General features: G+C 70.0%; 17 protein-coding genes and 1 tRNA gene. 8 read left to right on the top strand and 10 right to left on the bottom strand.

Translation table 11 applies throughout. The features are described from left to right. Position 1: 1 nt before the first annotated feature. The 5 genes from BKD26_RS14725 to BKD26_RS14705 all read right to left on the bottom strand — a co-directional run bounded on the left by BKD26_RS14725 (position 2) and on the right by BKD26_RS14705 (position 3,646). A complete protein-coding gene (locus BKD26_RS14725; protein ID WP_241518660.1) occupies positions 2-817 on the bottom strand; it encodes a hypothetical protein in 816 nt (271 codons plus the stop codon). Positions 818-906: 89 nt separating this feature from the next. After that, complete coding sequence (locus BKD26_RS14720; RefSeq protein WP_084898275.1) at positions 907-1,596, bottom strand: DUF488 family protein; 690 nt, start codon at positions 1,594-1,596, stop codon at positions 907-909. Positions 1,597-1,856: 260 nt separating this feature from the next. Beyond that, positions 1,857-1,930 (bottom strand) — tRNA-Pro (locus BKD26_RS14715). Between the two features lie 28 nt (positions 1,931-1,958). Next, positions 1,959-2,684, bottom strand: coding sequence for a Pr6Pr family membrane protein (locus BKD26_RS14710; protein WP_107417850.1), 726 nt, complete (start codon positions 2,682-2,684; stop codon positions 1,959-1,961). A gap of 23 nt (positions 2,685-2,707) precedes the next feature. Continuing rightward, the gene (locus BKD26_RS14705; protein ID WP_084898274.1) at positions 2,708-3,646 is read right to left on the bottom strand and encodes a metallophosphoesterase; all 939 of its coding nucleotides are present in this window, start codon (positions 3,644-3,646) and stop codon (positions 2,708-2,710) included. Positions 3,647-3,724: 78 nt separating this feature from the next. On the opposite strand from BKD26_RS14705, the gene BKD26_RS14700 reads away from it, so the two are divergent. Beyond that, positions 3,725-4,189: a GatB/YqeY domain-containing protein gene (locus BKD26_RS14700; RefSeq protein WP_084898273.1), complete on the top strand. Its 465-nt coding sequence runs from the start codon at positions 3,725-3,727 to the stop codon at positions 4,187-4,189. A gap of 130 nt (positions 4,190-4,319) precedes the next feature. Here the strand turns inward: BKD26_RS14700 and BKD26_RS14695 are convergent, their stop codons facing one another. After that, entirely contained in the window at positions 4,320-4,997 is a 678-nt protein-coding gene (locus BKD26_RS14695; RefSeq protein WP_084898272.1) for a TetR/AcrR family transcriptional regulator C-terminal domain-containing protein, read from the bottom strand. A 148-nt stretch (positions 4,998-5,145) separates the two neighbouring features. On the opposite strand from BKD26_RS14695, the gene BKD26_RS14690 reads away from it, so the two are divergent. Continuing rightward, positions 5,146-5,664: a hypothetical protein gene (locus tag BKD26_RS14690; RefSeq protein WP_084898271.1), complete on the top strand. Its 519-nt coding sequence runs from the start codon at positions 5,146-5,148 to the stop codon at positions 5,662-5,664. Between the two features lie 59 nt (positions 5,665-5,723). Here the strand turns inward: BKD26_RS14690 and BKD26_RS14685 are convergent, their stop codons facing one another. After that, positions 5,724-7,973: a transglycosylase domain-containing protein gene (locus BKD26_RS14685; protein WP_084898270.1), complete on the bottom strand. Its 2,250-nt coding sequence runs from the start codon at positions 7,971-7,973 to the stop codon at positions 5,724-5,726. A gap of 510 nt (positions 7,974-8,483) precedes the next feature. On the opposite strand from BKD26_RS14685, the gene BKD26_RS14675 reads away from it, so the two are divergent. Beyond that, entirely contained in the window at positions 8,484-8,828 is a 345-nt protein-coding gene (locus BKD26_RS14675) for a WhiB family transcriptional regulator (protein WP_058940833.1), read from the top strand. Positions 8,829-8,891: 63 nt separating this feature from the next. On the opposite strand, the gene BKD26_RS14670 is transcribed toward BKD26_RS14675, so the two are convergent. Further along, positions 8,892-10,175 (bottom strand): ArsA family ATPase, encoded by a 1,284-nt coding sequence (locus BKD26_RS14670; RefSeq protein ID WP_084898269.1) that lies wholly within the window; start codon positions 10,173-10,175, stop codon positions 8,892-8,894. Next, entirely contained in the window at positions 10,172-11,146 is a 975-nt protein-coding gene (locus tag BKD26_RS14665; RefSeq protein WP_179166541.1) for an ArsA-related P-loop ATPase, read from the bottom strand. The genes BKD26_RS14670 and BKD26_RS14665 overlap by 4 nt, the downstream gene beginning before the upstream one ends. A gap of 206 nt (positions 11,147-11,352) precedes the next feature. Here BKD26_RS14665 and BKD26_RS39095 point away from each other — a divergent pair, with 206 nt between their 5' ends. From BKD26_RS39095 to BKD26_RS14645, 5 genes are all read left to right on the top strand, one after another. Then, positions 11,353-11,511, top strand: coding sequence for a DUF4177 domain-containing protein (locus BKD26_RS39095; protein WP_019992579.1), 159 nt, complete (start codon positions 11,353-11,355; stop codon positions 11,509-11,511). Further along, positions 11,508-11,978 carry a RidA family protein gene (locus tag BKD26_RS14660; protein WP_084898268.1) on the top strand — a complete coding sequence of 157 codons (471 nt, stop codon included), beginning with the start codon at positions 11,508-11,510 and terminating at the stop codon, positions 11,976-11,978. The genes BKD26_RS39095 and BKD26_RS14660 overlap by 4 nt, the downstream gene beginning before the upstream one ends. 118 nt (positions 11,979-12,096) lie before the next feature. Continuing rightward, positions 12,097-12,966 (top strand): NUDIX hydrolase, encoded by an 870-nt coding sequence (locus BKD26_RS14655; protein ID WP_084898267.1) that lies wholly within the window; start codon positions 12,097-12,099, stop codon positions 12,964-12,966. Then, the gene (locus BKD26_RS14650) at positions 12,963-13,793 is read left to right on the top strand and encodes an MBL fold metallo-hydrolase (protein ID WP_084898266.1); all 831 of its coding nucleotides are present in this window, start codon (positions 12,963-12,965) and stop codon (positions 13,791-13,793) included. Before BKD26_RS14655 ends, BKD26_RS14650 begins: the two co-directional genes overlap by 4 nt. A 163-nt stretch (positions 13,794-13,956) precedes the next feature. Beyond that, positions 13,957-14,841: a prohibitin family protein gene (locus BKD26_RS14645; RefSeq protein ID WP_084898265.1), complete on the top strand. Its 885-nt coding sequence runs from the start codon at positions 13,957-13,959 to the stop codon at positions 14,839-14,841. Between the two features lie 61 nt (positions 14,842-14,902). On the opposite strand, the gene BKD26_RS14640 is transcribed toward BKD26_RS14645, so the two are convergent. Further along, positions 14,903-15,577, bottom strand: a complete 675-nt coding sequence (locus BKD26_RS14640; protein WP_014046869.1) for a Crp/Fnr family transcriptional regulator — start codon at positions 15,575-15,577, stop codon at positions 14,903-14,905. Between the last annotated feature and the right edge of the window lie 139 nt (positions 15,578-15,716).

Here is a 15,716-nt window from a genome sequence, read left to right as displayed (position 1 = left end):
CTCACACGGAGAACAGGTCGTCCTGAACGAAGTCGACCACGTTCCGCTGGGGATAGAAGAGCCCCAGCAGCATGAACGTGCGAGGATGTGCCGCGATGTTGCCGACGAAGCAGTGGATCGCCCGATCGGGGGTGACCATTCGGTCGAACCAGCGCTCGCGCAATTTGTCCAGGACGGCCTGCTCGCCGTAGGTGCGCCGGAATTTCCGGTAGGACTCGCCGGCCTCCCAGTCCTTGAGCCCCATGTCGTGCCCCGTGCAGGCGTCGTCCGCGCAGCGGAAGCGATAGCGGAACTCGAACGGCACCCACTCCAAGCGCCGCAGGTCTTGGTCGAACAGGTCCAGCTGGTCCGCGAGCGCGGCCTTCGCAGCGGGCCACGGCTCCGCCTCCGTCAGCCGGAAGTCGATGATCTCCGCCGGCCGGAAGATGCCGAGCGAGGTCCCCTTGGCCTCCTGGTCGCGCTTGATAGCGCAGAGCGATCGCGCGACGAGCGGCTCGACGTACGAGTACCGCTGCTTCCAGCCGTCGGAAGACGGAACCTGCTCGATGACCTCCAGCGTGTCGAGATCGGGCCGCAGGCTCTCGGGGCGCCTGTCCCTGTGGTGAGGGCGGACGTCGACCTCGACGATCGAGTACTTCTTGAACTGCGCGCCCTGCTCCAGCAGCCGGAACGGGACCGGGAAGAGCCGCACATGCTGCGGGCGTCCCTGGTCCACCCGGATCCCGGCCACACAGCTCGTCTCGCGGTACTTCGACGACAGTTCCGGATACGTCTTGACCGTGATCATGATCCTGGCACGCTGCCGGTCATCGGCCATGCTGCCCCCCTCCGCTGAATCGCCCCGGTTCAGATGGGAAGGGAGCGGCCGTCGTCGGTCAAGACCGACGACACGGGGAGTCGGTGGGATCAGGCCAGCGGTCGCACGTCCACCGCGGCCCGCTTGCGGACCGTGTCCAGGACGACCTTGCGGTGGCAGCGCTCCTCGTCCTTCTCGAAGCACAGCACCGCGACACGGGACTGGGCGGCGTGCTCAGCCAGACGGTCGAGATCCGTCTGCGCCGCGTCCGACCGCAGAATGCTGCGGAACCGGGCGCGTCCCACACCCACTCGACCGTCCCAGAACGGCGCCCGGTTCTCCTTTGGGTTCCCCAGGGCACGCAGGTGGGTGTACTCGATGCCGGCCTCGGCGAGCGCCTGCCCGAGGCGGGTCTTGCTGAAGCCGGGCTTGCGGCTGATCGGCGTGAGCCGTACGTCGGCAACCACCTGGATGTCGCTGTCCAGGAGGGAGGAGACGAAGGAGCCGATGTCGCGACCCTCGTAACCCGCGGACCAGAGCCCGGGCGTCGGCTTCGCCTGTCGGAAGAGCTCCTCCAGCGATACGTCCAGGGCTTCCGCGATGTCGCCGACCGTGAAGAAACTCGGCTGGATCGCTCCCTCGCTCTCCAGCCGCCTCAGGGTGCTCGTGCCGACTCCTGCCTCCTTGGCAAGACGCTCCACCGACCATCCGCGCTCTTCGCGCAGGGACCGGATCCGCCGTGAGAGCGCTCGGGCCCGGCAGGCGTGGTCGGAGCTGTTGGCGGAGAGTCGAGCGGCCATGGGCGGTGATCCTAACGGGGTGCGAACCATGTCGTCTTGCCGTCCTGGGGGAGAAGCGCGTTTCCGGTTGGTGAGAGGTGGCGATTCACGAACGCACAGGAGGATCGGACGTCACGGCTGCGCCATCCACTCCCCACAGTGCACCTTCCTGGGAGACCCCGACCAAGATCGTCTCCCAGGTTTCTCCCAAACGATCTACAAAGCCAGTCAGGGGCCTGATTCGATCTCTCGAATCAGGCCCCTGACCTGGTACTTCTCTGTCGGGGTGGCGGGATTTGAACCCACGACCTCTTCGTCCCGAACGAAGCGCGCTGCCAAGCTGCGCTACACCCCGATGTCACCGCGTGTCCCGGCGACGTCGTTTACTTTAGCCCACCGGCGCCGGGAGACGAAATCCGGTTTTCGCGGCCTCGGAGGTGCGGCCTGATCCGGTCCAGGCCGACCAGGGCCAGGGCCAGGGCATAGAAGAGCAGGCCCAGCACCAGGGCGTCCTTCAGTACGCCGGCGTAGCCGTGGGTGGGGACGTCCAGGAAGGGGTACGGGTAGCGGGCCGGGGTGCCGGGGGAGAGGAGGGCGCCGCGGGCCAGGGCGAAGAGTAGGTACGCCAGGGGGTAGAGCAGCCACAGGGCGGCGTCGCGGAGGCGCAGGCCGCCGGGGCGGGTGAGGAGCAGCCAGTCCAGCAGGGTGGCGAGCGGGGTCACGGTGTGCAGGAGCTGGTTGGCGACCTCATGGGGGCCGGCCGAGGCGCCGGTCATGGAGAACGCGGCGGTGTCGTCGGCCAGGATCAGGTGGTAGACGAGGCCCGTGATGGAGATCAGGAGCAGCGCGCCGGCCGTGACCCGCGGCGGCAGCGGCGGGCGGGCCGACCAGGCGCGGTGGGCCGACAGGGCGAGGACGGCCGCGAGCAGCAGGTTGCTCTGGATCGTGAAGTAGCTGAGCACCCGGCCCGGACTGCCCAGGACCAGGTCGATGACGATCCCCGTGACCGCCGCCAGCGCGATCAGGGCGCGGAAGGCGGCGGCGTACGGCCGGCGGACCCGAGGGACGACCGCCGATGCGGGCACATGCGTCGAAAAGGGGGCAGTCATCCCTCAACGGTAGGGGAGGGTGATCAGTCCCGGGGGGTGAGGGTGAGGAGCGTGGCCTCCGGCGGGCAGGCGAAGCGGACCGGGGTGTAGCGGTTGGTGCCGCAGCCCGCCGAGACGTGGAGGTACGCGGTGTTGCCGCCGGCGCGGTGGGTGGACAGGCCCTTGACGCGGTCGGTGTCCAGGTCGCAGTTGGTGACCAGCGCCCCGTAGAAGGGGATGCACAGCTGTCCGCCGTGCGTGTGGCCCGCCAGGATCAGCGGGTAGCCGTCGGCCGTGAAGGCGTCGAGGGAGCGCAGGTACGGGGCGTGCACGACGGCCAGCGACAGGTCGGCGTCCGGCTCCGGACCGCCGGCGACCCGCTCGTACCGGTCGCGCTTGATGTGCGGGTCGTCCAGGCCGGTGAACGCCAGCTCCAGGCCGTCCAGCTTCAGCCGGCCGCGCGTGTTGCTGAGGTTCAGCCAGCCCGCCGTGTCGAAGGTGTCGCGGATCTCCTCCCACGGGTTGTGCACGGCTCCGACGGCCGGCGCGTTGCCGTTCAGGCCGTGCCGTCCCTGGGCCTTCTCGATCAGGTAGCGGGCCGGGTTGCGGAGCTTGGGGCCGTAGTAGTCGTTGGAGCCGAAGACGTACACGCCGGGGAAGTCCATCAGCGGGCCGAGCGCGTCCAGGACCTCCGGTACGCCGTCCGGGTCGGAGAGGTTGTCACCGGTGTTGACCACGAAGTCCGGCCGCAGCCCGGCCAGCGACTGGAGCCACGCCCGCTTCTTGCGCTGACCGCTCACCATGTGGATGTCCGAGACCTGAAGCACGCGCAACGGCCGTGTCCCTCGCGGCAGTACGGGCACGGTGATCCGGCGCAGCCGGAAGGAACGGGCCTCGAACCCGGCGGCGTAGGCCAGGCCGGCCGCGCCGACCGCTGCGATTCCTGCGGTGACTTTCAGGGGAACTCCGTATCGCGCGCGCATGCGGCCATCGTCCCAGAACGGCGAGGGCGCGGGAAATGCGCGGGCGTGCGGGTCGTCGCACCTGCCACACTTGTCCGCATGACCACGCTCAAGTCCACGTTGAAGGAAGACCTCACCGAGGCGATCAGGGCGCGCGACGAGCTGCGCTCCTCGACCCTCCGGCTGACCCTCGCCGCCATCACCAAGGAGGAGGTCGCGGGCAAGCAGGCGCGCGAGCTCTCCGACGACGAGGTGCAGAAGGTGATCGCCAAGGAGGCGAAGAAGCGCCGTGAGGCGGCCGAGGCCTTCGAGCAGGGCGGCCGCGCCGCGCAGGCCGAGCGTGAGAAGGCCGAGGGCGCCATCCTCGACGCGTACCTGCCGCAGCAGCTCGGCGACGACGAGCTGAAGCAGATCGTGGCCCAGGCGGTCGAGGAGGCCAAGGCGGCCGGTGCCGAGGGTCCGCGTGCCATGGGCGCCGTGATGAAGATCGTGAACCCGAAGGTCGCCGGCCGCGCGGAGGGCGGCCGCGTCGCCGCCGTGGTCAAGCAACTCCTGGCCGGCTGACCCCTGCTGGGGCGGGATGAGGCCGGTCCACCCAGGCTGAGGACCGGCCTCCGGCCGCCCTCGGAGGTCCTGGGCGGCTGCCCTCGTGGCTCCCGGGCCACCCGCCGCCGTCCAGCGAGCACCTACGCGCTCATGGGGTCCCGTCGCGCTCGGCCTCGAGGCCGTTGAGGAGGGCTCGCAGGCCGCGTTCGAAGGTCTGCTCGGGTGCCGCGTTGTAACCGGCGGCCGGCGTGGCGAGGCGGGCGCGCAGCCGGGGGAATCGCATGGCGACTTCGTTCGCCTTCGCCAGGGTGTCCTGGATCAGCTCTTCCGCCTCGCCGCCGTCGCGGCTGAGCCTTCGCGTCAGGGAGCTGGTGGCGGAGGCGCCGAGGGCGCTGCCGAGTACGTACGTGAAGACGGCGGCCGCCGCTCGGTCCGCATCGGTGCCGGCGAAGCCACCGGTCTCGTAGACGGCGAGGCTGTGGTCGTCGTGGCGGGCCTTGCCGGGCCCGTAGAAGAGGTACGAGCCGAAGGCCTGCACCAGCCACGGGTGCCTGCTGAGCATCGCGTGCAGACCGGTGGCCATCTTCATGGCCGCCGTCCGCCAGTCGACCGTGTCGAGGTCTGGCAGTTCGATTTCGTCCCACACCTGGTCGCCGGCGAGCAGGACGAGTTCGCTCTTGGTCTTGACGTGCCAGTAGACCGCCGTCGCGGCGGTGCCGAGCCGCTTGCCCAGAGCCCGCATGTTCAGGCCTTCCAGGCCTTCGTCGTCGAGCAGGTCGATCGCGGTCCGGACGATTTCTTCCCTGGTCAGTGTGGAGCGAGGCATGCCCACACCATAGGTGCGCGCGCTCGACTTGTACAAAGTTCAGGAACGCTATTGCACTTAGTTCAAGTGCCGCTGTACCTTCGTCCTGTACTTAGTTCAAGGCCAGGGGGGTGCCGCCGCACGGCGGCCCTATGAGGGGAGACCGACCATGAACACGTTCGTCGCCGTCATGCAGATGCTCGTCGCCGCCGCGTTCCTGAGCATCCCGGTGGTACGCGCCCGTTACGGAGCGACCGCGACGGTGGGCGCGGAGGCGGAGCTGCGGCGCCAGGGCGTGCGGACGACCGTGCTGGCCGAGAACGGTATGCGGTTCGACGCCGGTGGCCACGAGACGTGGGCACCGGTCTCCATCGCGGCGGTGATGGCCGCGGTGGCGGCGGTGAACCTGTGCGACGGCTCCTGGGCCGAGTCCCTGACCTGGGTCGCCCAGTCGATCGTCCTGGCGACTAACGGCGTCATCCTCTACAGCAACCTGACCGCGGTGACGTCCGTGCGTGCCGCCTTCGCCCGCAAGGGCGACGCGGACCTCGCCCGTATCGACGTGCCGGCCCTCCTCAAGGCGGCGGAGGACGGTTTCCCCTCCTGGGTGTGGGTTCTCCAGAACGCGCGCCACGTCGTGGTGTTCGGCGCCTCGGTGCTCGCTCTGGCGGCGCTGTTCATCGCCTGACGCCCACGTACGAAAAAGGGGCGCCCCACCGGAACTCCGGTGGGGCGCCCCTTCCTGTCTCAGCGCCAGCCGCCGCCGTTGCCCTGGCCACGCTGGTTGCCGCCGCCGATCATGTCCGGCGGGATGGTGATCCCGTCCCACGGTTTGTCACCGCCGCCACCGGGCTTGTTGTCGTCCCCGTCGTCGCCGCCGGTGCCGCCCCCCGGCTTGTTGTCGCCGGGCTTGCCCTTGCCCTTGCCGTTCTTCGGGGCGTCGGGGATGTGGACGTCGACGAAGTCCGGCGCCTCGTGGCCGTCCAGGGCGCCCGTCATGGCGTCCTTCCAGATGGGGCCCGGCACCTTTCCGCCGAAGACCTTGTCGTGGTACTGGCCGCCGATGGTGATGTACTCCATCTCCACGTCCTGGCTCGGCGAGCCGACCCACACGGCGCCCGACAGGTTCGGGGTGTAGCCCACGAACCAGGCGTTCTTGCGGCCGTCCGTCGTACCCGTCTTGCCCGCGTTGTCGCGGCTGCTGAGGCCCGCCGACTGGCCCGTACCGGAGTCGATCACACCGCGCAACAGGTTGTTGATGGTGTCGGCCGTCCGCTCCGACATCGCCTTGGTGCAGCTGGTCTTCGGGACGTCCAGGCTCTTGCCGTCCGCCGTCTTGATGGACTCGATGGCGGTCGGCGTGCAGTACGTGCCGCGGTTGGCGAAGGCCGCGTACGCGGAGGCCATGTTCAGCGGCGAGATGCCGTTGGAGCCCAGGGTGAGGCTGGAGGGGCGCTCGGGCAGCTTCTCGTCGTTGCCCATCACCACGTTCAGCTTGTCGGTCATCTCCACGACCGGGCACATGCCGATCTCGCCGATCATCTGTACGAAGTACGTGTTGACCGACATCGCCATCGCGTCCTTGAGGTCGTACGGGCCGACCTCCGACTCGTTCTCGTTCTCCACGGTGTCCCCCTGGTTGACCCAGGGCTTCCCACTGCACGTGGAGACGGACGACGGGTAGGGCATCTGGTACGGCGACGGGTACACCTGCGTCGCCGGCTTGCCCTGCTCTATGGCGGCGGCCGCCACGAAGGGCTTGAACGTCGAGCCGGTCGGGAAGCCGTAGTTCGACCCGCCCATGCCCTTGTTGACCGAGTAGTTGATCTGGGTCTCGTTCTTCCCGAAGCCATACGGCCGGGACTGGCCCATGGCGAGGATTTTGCCCGTGCCGGGCTGAACCATCGTCACGGCCGTGGCGACCTTGTCGGTCTGGTAGACGTGGTTCTTGATCGACTCCTGGGTCGACTTCTGCGCCTGCGGGTCGAGCGTGGTCCTGATCGTCAGGCCACCGCGGTTCCAGATCTTGCTGCGCTCCTCGCGGTCCTTCCCGAAGACCGGGTCGGAGAGGAAGACCTCGCGTACGTAGTCGCAGAAGAAGCCCGCGCCGTCCACGGCGGTGATGCAGCCGTTCTTCGGCTTGCTGACCTTCAGCTGGATCGGGGTGGCCTTCGCGCGCTCCGCCTCCGCCTCGCTGATGTCGCCGACGGCCGCCATGCGCGACAGGACGACGTTGCGGCGCTTGATGGCCTCCTCCACGTCGTTCACGGGGTCGTAGCGGCTCGGCGACTGGACGATGCCGGCCAGCATCGCCGCCTCCTCCAGGTCCAGGTCCTTGGCGGGCTTGGAGAAGTACCGCTGGGACGCGGCCTCGATGCCGTACGCCTGCTGACCGAAGAAGGTGATGTTGAGGTAGTTCTCGAGGATCTTCTTCTTCCCGAGCTCCTCCTCGACCTGGATCGCGTACTTGAGCTCCTGGATCTTGCGGCCGAGGGTCTGCTGGGTGGCCTCGGCGACCTTGTCGGGGTCGTCGCCGGCCTCCTCCACGAAGACGTTCTTCACATACTGCTGGGTCAGCGTCGAGGCGCCCTGCGCGACCCCGCCCGACTGGGCGTTGCGGTTGAGCGCGCGCAGTACGCCCTTGAGGTCGATGGCGCCGTGCTCGTAGAAGCGCGAGTCCTCGATCGCGACGATCGCCTTCTGCATGTACGGGGAGATGTCCTTGAGGTCCACGACCGTGCGGTCACGGGAGTAGACCGTGGCGATCTGGCCGCCCTGCGAGTCCAGAATCGTGGTGCGCTGGCTCAGCGGCGGCCGCTTGAGATTGGCCGGGATCTCGTCGAACCCCTGGACCGTGCCCTTCGCCGCGAGCCCCAGCGCTCCCGCGGCGGGCAGGGCGATGCCCGCCAGTACGGCTCCGGCGAGCACGCTGACACCGACGAACTTGGCGGCCTGCTGGGCTCCGGTCAGGCCACCGCCCGAGCGCTTCTTTGGCATGGGGGAAGCCTAATCCGTCGGTGGTGGCGTTCTGAGGGAGCGGGTGCCTTACGGGATGTTCGCGTACGAGGTTGTGACATGTGGGGCTCCCGGTAGGGGCTCCTGGGGAGGCTCCCTTGTCGTTTTCCGGACACGTGGGCAGGCCTTGGCCTAAGCTGGTCACACCTGTCACAGCAGTTGCACCCCGGCATGACCCCCGCATGACCCCCCTCCGCATGACCTTCCGTGATCCCGAGCCGCGCCGGGCCGTGTCCGTTTCCGCCTCATGCGTCAGCACACGCCCTTTGTGGCTCCTCTGAAGTGCCCTGCTCTACGGCGTTCATTACATATGTCTATCGCTCACTCCCCTGGGTGATCTGCCGCGTACGCATAGTCCGTTCGGACCATTCAAGATTGGGCCCGAAGGGGGTGTTGCGCTGTGCCCACCTTCCGTAACGTCCTCAACTGGTGGCGGTGAATATGCCGCTGCCGCCGTGGGGGAGCCTCGATTCGGGAGAGGACGGCGCCGGTATGGGCTGGGTAGCTGACTGGAGTGCGCAGGCCGCCTGCCGCACAACCGATCCGGACGAACTGTTCGTACAAGGAGCGGCGCAGAACAGGGCCAAGGCGGTGTGCACCGGGTGCCCGGTGCGGACCGAGTGCCTGGCCGACGCGCTGGACAACCGCGTCGAGTTCGGCGTATGGGGCGGTATGACGGAACGTGAGCGCCGCGCACTGCTGCGGCGGCGGCCGACCGTCACCTCCTGGCGCCGGCTGCTGGAGACCGCGCGTACGGAGTACGAGCGCAGCGCGGGCATCCTGCCCGTCGCGCTGGACGACGACGAGACGTACGAGACGTACGCGGCAGTGGGGTAGTAGTGAGGTAGCGGTGCGACAGGCGCGAGCCGGGCCTGACCGGCCCCGGACGCCGCCGTACGGTCAGCGGTGCCCTGCCGCCAGACGGTCGCCGATGGCGCGGAGGCCCGCCAGATCGTGTACGTCACCGGGGAGCGCGGGCACTTCGGTCACCGCCACCTCGGGGTGAAGCGCGGTGAACCGGTCGCGCGTGCGCTGTTCCCGCGCGAGCACCTGCATCCGTTCGGCATGCAGGCGCAGCAGACCCGCGGTCAGTTCCGCGACGGCGGGCGATGGGGCGGTGGTGACGGTGCCGCCTGCAGCGGTGGAAGCGCTGGAGCGTGCTGCTGTGGTTTCGGGGGCCTCGGGCTCGGGAGAGGTCGCCTCGGGGCCACGAACACCAGTCTTCCCGGCCCCCTGATCCACAATGCGGCCCTCTTCAAGATTTTCCGCCGCGGCCAGCGCCCGCTCGGCGGACAACCGGCCGGCTCCGCTGCCGTGCACGCGGTTGAGCACCAGCCCGGCCAGCGGCATCCGCTCCGCCGCCAGCCGCTCCACGAAGTACGCCGCCTCCCGCAACGCGTCCCGCTCCGGCGCGGCCACCACCAGGAAGGCCGTTCCCGGCGCCTGAAGGAGCCGGTAGGTGGTGTCCGCCCGCGTACGGAAGCCGCCGAACATGGTGTCCATCGCGGCCACGAAGGTCTGTACGTCGCGCAATAGCTGACCCCCCAGAAGCCTGCCCAGGGTGCCCGTCATCATCGACATGCCGACGTTCAGGAACTTCATCCCCGCCCGGCCGCCCACCTTCGCCGGCGCCATCAGCAGCTTGATGAACTTCCCGTCCAGGAACGACCCCAGCCGTTTCGGCGCGTCCAGGAAGTCCAGCGCGGAACGGGACGGAGGGGTGTCGACCACGATCAGGTCCCACTCCTCGCGCGCCCGCAGCTGGCCCAGCTTCTCCATCGCCATGTACTCCTGCGTGCCCGCGAACCCGGCCGACAGGGACTGGTAGAAGGGGTTGCCCAGGATGGCGCCGGCCCGCGCGGGATCGGCGTGCGCCTCGACGATCTCGTCGAAGGTGCGCTTCATGTCGAGCATCATGGCGTGCAGTTCGCCGTCGCCCTTGATGCCGTCGACCCGGCGCGGAACGTTGTCCAGCTGGTCGATGCCCATCGACTGGGCGAGCCGGCGGGCCGGGTCGATGGTCAGGACGACCACCTTGCGGCCGCGCTCCGCTGCCCGTACGCCCAGGGCGGCGGCCGTCGTCGTCTTGCCGACACCGCCCGCGCCGCAGCACACGATGATGCGCGTCGCCGGGTCGTCGAGCAGCGGATCGACCTCCAGGCCGGGAGCCCCATCGAGAGTCATGCGCCCACCCCGAGCTTCCTCAGTTCCTTGGCCAGCCGGTAGAGACCGGCGATGTCCGCCCCTTCCCCCAGGAAGGGCAGTTCGTACGTCGGGACCTGAAGCTTCGCCAGCGCCTCGCGCTGCTCCCGCTCCAGCTCCACCCTCTGCGCGTGCTCGGCGGCCTGGTCCAGGAGCGGGCCGACCAGCCGGGTCGAGCCGCTGATACCCGCCGCGGCCAGCGCCTTGGCGATGCCCTTGCGGTGGTCGCCCGCCGCCGCCCGTACCGCGTCCTCGTCCAGGACGTGCGGGCGGACCATGTTCACGACGACGCTGCCCACCGGCAGGTCGGCCTCGCGCAGCTCGGCGATGCCGTCGGCGGTCTCCTGGACCGGCATCTCCTCCAGGAGGGTCACCAGGTGGACGGCCGTCTCCGGGGACTTCAGCACCCGCATCACGGCCTGGGCCTGATTGTGTATCGGGCCGATCTTCGCGAGACCGGCAACCTCGTCGTTGACGTTCAGGAAGCGGGTGATGCGGCCGGTGGGAGGGGCGTCCATGACGACGTAGTCGTACACGAAACCCCCCTGTTTGCCCCCCTCCTTCTCCCGTCGGCGTACCGCCTCGCACGCCTTGCCGGTCAGCAGCACGTCCCGTACGCCCGGCGCGACGGTGGTCGCGAAGTCGATGGCGCCGAGCTTCTTGAGCGCGCGGCCCGCCGAGCCGAGCTTGTAGAACATCTGGAGGTAGTCGAGGAGCGCGCGTTCGGCGTCGATGGCCAGCGCGTACACCTCCCCGCCGCCCGGCGCGACGGCGATCTTCCGCTCCTCGTAAGGAAGCGCCTCCGTCTCGAAAAGCTGTGCGATGCCCTGCCTGCCTTCGACCTCCACGAGGAGAGTCCGCTTGCCCTCGGTCGCGAGGGCGAGCGCGAGGGCGGCGGCGACCGTCGTCTTACCGGTACCGCCCTTGCCGCTGACGACCTGGAGCCTGCTCACGTATTCGAGCCTAACCAGTCGTGCCGTGGGCCAGTCGCCCCCGGGTCGGATTGGGCGGGTCACGGCCGCAGAACCTCCCGTGCCCGAAGGGCTACGGGGGCATGGGCGACTGACGACGGCTCCGCTTCCGAAGGACGAACCGTCGAGCGGACGCGTGTGGCCGCCTGAGCGGGAGGCTGTCTTGGGCAGCGGCTACAGTCGGCTCCATGACCAAGTGGGAATACGCGACCGTGCCCCTTCTCGTGCACGCGACCAAGCAGATTCTGGACACCTGGGGCGAGGACGGCTGGGAGCTCGTCCAGGTCGTCCCCGGGCCGAACAACCCCGAGCAGCTCGTGGCCTACCTGAAGCGGGAGAAGCCGTGACGGGCCGTGTGGAGGCGACCCTCGCCGAGCTCGGCCTGACCCTCCCCGACGTGGTGCCACCGCTGGCGTCGTACCAGCCGGCGGTCCAGTCGGGCGTGTACGTGTACACGGCGGGTCAGCTCCCGATGGTGGACGGCAAGCTTCCGGTCACCGGCAAGGTGGGCGGCGAGGTCACTCCGGAGGAGGCCAAGAAGCTCGCGCGGATCTGCGCGCTCAACGCGCTGGCCGCCGTGAAGTCGGTCGCCGGGGACCTGGACCGTATCGCGCGGGTCGTGAAGGTCGTCGGGTTCGTCGCCTCCGCGTCGGACTTCACCGGGCAGCCGGGCGTCCTCAACGGCGCCAGTGAGCTGCTGGGCGAGGTGCTGGGCGACAAGGGCGTGCACGCGCGCAGCGCGGTGGGCGTCGCGGTGCTGCCGCTGGACGCGCCGGTCGAGGTCGAGATCCAGGTGGAGCTGGTCCAGGACTGAGCGTCCCCTGTACGGCCCCTGTAGGGCCTTGTACGGCCTCGTGCCCGGGTGGGCGCGGGGCCGTTGCCGTACCCACCTTTCTCTCGAACATCTCGGCGGATGCGCATAGCATCCGGCCATGCCCAATGGTCAGTGGTACCCACCGGAGTGGCCCGACCGCATCCGTGCGCTCGCCGGCGGCACGCTCACGGCCGTGACGCCCAGGCGGGCCGCGACCGTCCTGCTGCTGCGGGAGGGGGCGGAGGGTGCGGAGGTGCACATGTTGCGCCGGCGTACGTCCATGGCCTTCGCGGGTGGCGCGTACGCCTATCCGGGTGGCGGCGTCGACCCGCGCGACGAGCACCCGGTGCGGTGGGCGGGGCCGTCGCCGGCCGAGTGGGCCGCCCGGCTCGGGGTCGCGGAGCCGGCCGAGGCGCAGGCCATCGTGTGCGCGGCGGTGCGCGAGACGTACGAGGAGTCCGGCGTCCTGCTCGCGGGGCCGACCGCCGGCTCGGTCGTCGCCGACACGCGGGGCGACGACTGGGAGGCGGACCGGGCGGCCCTGGTGGCCCGGGAGCTGGCGTTCGCGGACTTCCTGGACCGGCGGGGCCTGGTGCTCCGCTCCGACCTGCTGGGCGCCTGGGCACGCTGGATCACCCCGGAGTTCGAGCCGCGCCGCTACGACACGTGGTTCTTCGTGGCCGCCCTCCCGGCGGGACAGCGTGCTTCGAACGCCTCGACGGAGGCGGACCGCACGGTCTGGATCCGCCCGGCGGACGCGGCGGCGGGATACGACCGGGGCGAGCTGCTGATGATGCCGCCGACGATCGCCACGCTGAGGGCCCTGGAGCGGTACGGGACGCCCCAGGAGGCCCTGGAGGGGGCCAGGGGCCAGGACCTCACTCCCGTACTGGCACAGGCGCGTCTGGAGGGCGACCAGGTGGTGCTGAGCTGGCCGGGGCACGAGGAGTTCACGAAGAGGGTCGGCGCGGGAGGTGGGGACGCATGACCGACGCCGCCGCGCTCCCCGGGCAGCCGCGCGGAGCCGTCGTCTCCGGCCCCGCGACGGAACGTGCCGTCAACGTCCTCGCGCCCAACCCGTCCGCGATGACCCTGGACGGCACGAACACCTGGATCCTCTCCGAGCCGGACTCGCCGCTCGCCGTCGTGGTGGACCCGGGCCCGCAGGACGAGGCCCACCTGCGGCGGGTGATCGACACCGCCGAACGGCTCGGCAAGCGCGTCGCGCTCACCCTCCTCACGCACGGGCACCCGGACCACGCCGAGGGCGCGGGGCGGTTCGCCGAGCTGACCGGCACGCCCGTGCGCGCCCTGGACCCGGCGCTGCGGCTCGGCGACGAGGGCCTGACGGCCGGGAAGGCGGTCGAGGTCGGGGGCCTGGAGCTGCGCGTCGTCCCGACGCCGGGGCACACCGCCGACTCGCTCAGCTTCCACCTGCCGGCCGACCGGGCGGTGCTCACGGGCGACACCATCCTGGGGCGCGGTACGACGATGGTGGCCCACCCGGACGGGCGGCTCGGCGACTACCTGGACTCGCTGCGGCGGCTGCGCTCGCTGACGGTCGACGACGGCGTCCACACCGTGCTGCCGGGCCACGGCCCGGTCCTGGAGGACGCCCAGGGGGCGGTCGAGTACTACCTGGCCCACCGCGCCACCCGGCTCGCCCAGGTCGAGACGGCCGTCGAGAACGGCTACCGGACGGCGGCGGAGGTCGTCGCGCACGTGTACGCGGACGTGGACCGGTCCCTGTGGCCGGCGGCCGAGCTGTCGGTGCGGGCCCAGCTGGAGTACCTGACGGAGCACGGCTTGATCTGAGGGCGGAGGCCTTGGGGCAAGGCCTGGGGGCGGGCTCCTTGGGGCAAGGCCTTTGGGCGGGGGCCTTAAGGCGGGGCCAGGCGTTGGAGCTTCGGCCGGGAGCGGCGGCGGCCCATGCTTTACGCTCCGCTTACTTCTCTGCTCCGTTTCCCTGGGGGGATCCGTGTTCGTCCTGTCCATCCTGTTGCTCATAGCCGCCGCGGTGCTGTTCTTCGTCGCGCGCGGCAGCGATCGCCGGGGCCTCAAGCTCGGCTCGGCCGGTGCGCTGATCGCCGGCCTGTTCGCCGCCGTCACCAGCTGCCTGCACGTGATCAGCGCGTACGAGGTCGGCGTCCCCGTCACCTTCGGCAAGGTCGGCGCGCCCATGACGTCCGGCATGAACATCACGTCGCCCTTCACCAACGTCACCACCTTCTCCACGCGCCCGGTCGACCTGAACCTCTCCGACAAGGACGTCGTCGAGGTCCGCTCCTCGCAGGGCGGCGTGATGTACGTGGAGGTCACGGTGAAGTGGGCGGTGACGCCGGCCAAGGCGGTCGAGCTGTACAAGCTGGCCGGCAGCGAGGAGGCCATCCAGCAGCGGCTGGTCTTCCCCGACAGCCGGGAGATCATCCGTAACGTCTTCGCCCGCCACACGAGCGAGGAGGGCTACGCCACCGCCCGCGAGCAGATCAACACCGAGATCGGCGATCTGATCAAGGAGCGCCTGGCCCCGCGCGGCATCGACGTGACGACCGTGAACCTGCGCAACGTGAAGCCGTCCGACCAGCTCCAGAGCCAGATCGACCGCAAGATCCAGCAGCAGCAGGCCACCGAGCGGGCGACCGAGGCCGCCCGTACGGCGAAGGCGGAGGCCGAGCGGCGCCGGATCGAGGCGGAGGGCATCGCGCGGGCCAACAAGATCCTCAACGCCTCGCTGACCGACAAGGTCCTGCTGAACCAGTGCATCGACGCCTACAAGGAGGCGGCCGCGAAGAACCCGGTGTACGCCGTGCCGTGCGGCGGCGGCAGCGGGAACCCGCTGATCGTGGACGGCACGAAGAACTGACGTACGCGACGAAGGGCCGCCCCGGTGCTCCGGGGCGGCCCTTCCGCGTATGCGGTGCGTACTAGCGCGAACGCTTGGCGAGGCGCTCGACGTCCAGCAGGATCACGGCGCGCGCCTCCAGGCGCAGCCAGCCGCGGCCGGCGAAGTCGGCGAGCGCCTTGTTGACCGTCTCGCGGGAGGCGCCGACGAGCTGGGCCAGCTCCTCCTGGGTCAGGTCGTGCACGACGTGGATGCCCTCCTCCGACTGCACGCCGAAGCGGCGCGAGAGGTCGAGCAGGGCACGGGCGACACGGCCCGGCACGTCGGAGAAGACCAGGTCGGACATCTGGTCGTTGGTCTTGCGCAGGCGGCGGGCGACCGCGCGCAGCAGGGCCGTGGCGACCTCGGGGCGGGCGTTCAGCCAGGGCTGGAGGTCGCCGTGGCCGAGGCCGAGCAGCTTGACCTCGGTCAGGGCGGTCGCGGTGGCGGTACGCGGGCCCGGGTCGAAGAGGGACAGCTCGCCGATCAGCTCGCCGGGGCCGAGGACGGCGAGCATGTTCTCGCGCCCGTCGGGGGACGTGCGGTGGAGCTTCACCTTGCCCTCGGTGACCACGTAGAGCCGGTCGCCCGGGTCGCCCTCGTGGAAGAGCGCGTCGCCACGGGCGAGCGTCACTTCACTCATCGAGGCGCGGAGCTCCGCGGCCTGCTCGTCATCGAGCGCCGCGAAGAGCGGGGCGCGCCGCAGAACGTCGTCCACGAGTTCTCTCCTATGTCGACCTGCTCAGGGACGTTGGGTCCCATGATGCCGGACGGTAAAACAGTGCGATCAATCACAACAAGTTTGACGCACTGGTAAGCGTGTCCGTACGGCAGGGGCCCGATTGGGTCGTGATCGA

This window comes from Streptomyces sp. CB03238, assembly GCF_002099185.1.
Taxonomy (GTDB): Bacteria; Actinomycetota; Actinomycetes; order Streptomycetales; family Streptomycetaceae; genus Streptomyces.
Note: the sequence above shows the minus strand (reverse complement) of the source record. Positions and strands in the feature narration are given on the sequence as shown.

Excerpts from the sequence above, each read along its gene's own strand:
- BKD26_RS14725 (WP_241518660.1), bottom strand. The coding sequence starts at position 817 with ATGGCCGATGACCGGCAGCGTGCCAGGATCATGATCACGGTCAAGACG.
- BKD26_RS14720 (WP_084898275.1), bottom strand. The coding sequence starts at position 1,596 with ATGGCCGCTCGACTCTCCGCCAACAGCTCCGACCACGCCTGCCGGGCC.
- BKD26_RS14710 (WP_107417850.1), bottom strand. The coding sequence starts at position 2,684 with ATGACTGCCCCCTTTTCGACGCATGTGCCCGCATCGGCGGTCGTCCCT.
- BKD26_RS14705 (WP_084898274.1), bottom strand. The coding sequence starts at position 3,646 with ATGCGCGCGCGATACGGAGTTCCCCTGAAAGTCACCGCAGGAATCGCA.
- BKD26_RS14700 (WP_084898273.1), top strand. The coding sequence starts at position 3,725 with ATGACCACGCTCAAGTCCACGTTGAAGGAAGACCTCACCGAGGCGATC.
- BKD26_RS14695 (WP_084898272.1), bottom strand. The coding sequence starts at position 4,997 with ATGCCTCGCTCCACACTGACCAGGGAAGAAATCGTCCGGACCGCGATC.
- BKD26_RS14690 (WP_084898271.1), top strand. The coding sequence starts at position 5,146 with ATGAACACGTTCGTCGCCGTCATGCAGATGCTCGTCGCCGCCGCGTTC.
- BKD26_RS14685 (WP_084898270.1), bottom strand. The coding sequence starts at position 7,973 with ATGCCAAAGAAGCGCTCGGGCGGTGGCCTGACCGGAGCCCAGCAGGCC.
- BKD26_RS14675 (WP_058940833.1), top strand. The coding sequence starts at position 8,484 with ATGGGCTGGGTAGCTGACTGGAGTGCGCAGGCCGCCTGCCGCACAACC.
- BKD26_RS14670 (WP_084898269.1), bottom strand. The coding sequence starts at position 10,175 with ATGACTCTCGATGGGGCTCCCGGCCTGGAGGTCGATCCGCTGCTCGAC.
- BKD26_RS39095 (WP_019992579.1), top strand. The coding sequence starts at position 11,353 with ATGACCAAGTGGGAATACGCGACCGTGCCCCTTCTCGTGCACGCGACC.
- BKD26_RS14655 (WP_084898267.1), top strand. The coding sequence starts at position 12,097 with ATGCCCAATGGTCAGTGGTACCCACCGGAGTGGCCCGACCGCATCCGT.
- BKD26_RS14650 (WP_084898266.1), top strand. The coding sequence starts at position 12,963 with ATGACCGACGCCGCCGCGCTCCCCGGGCAGCCGCGCGGAGCCGTCGTC.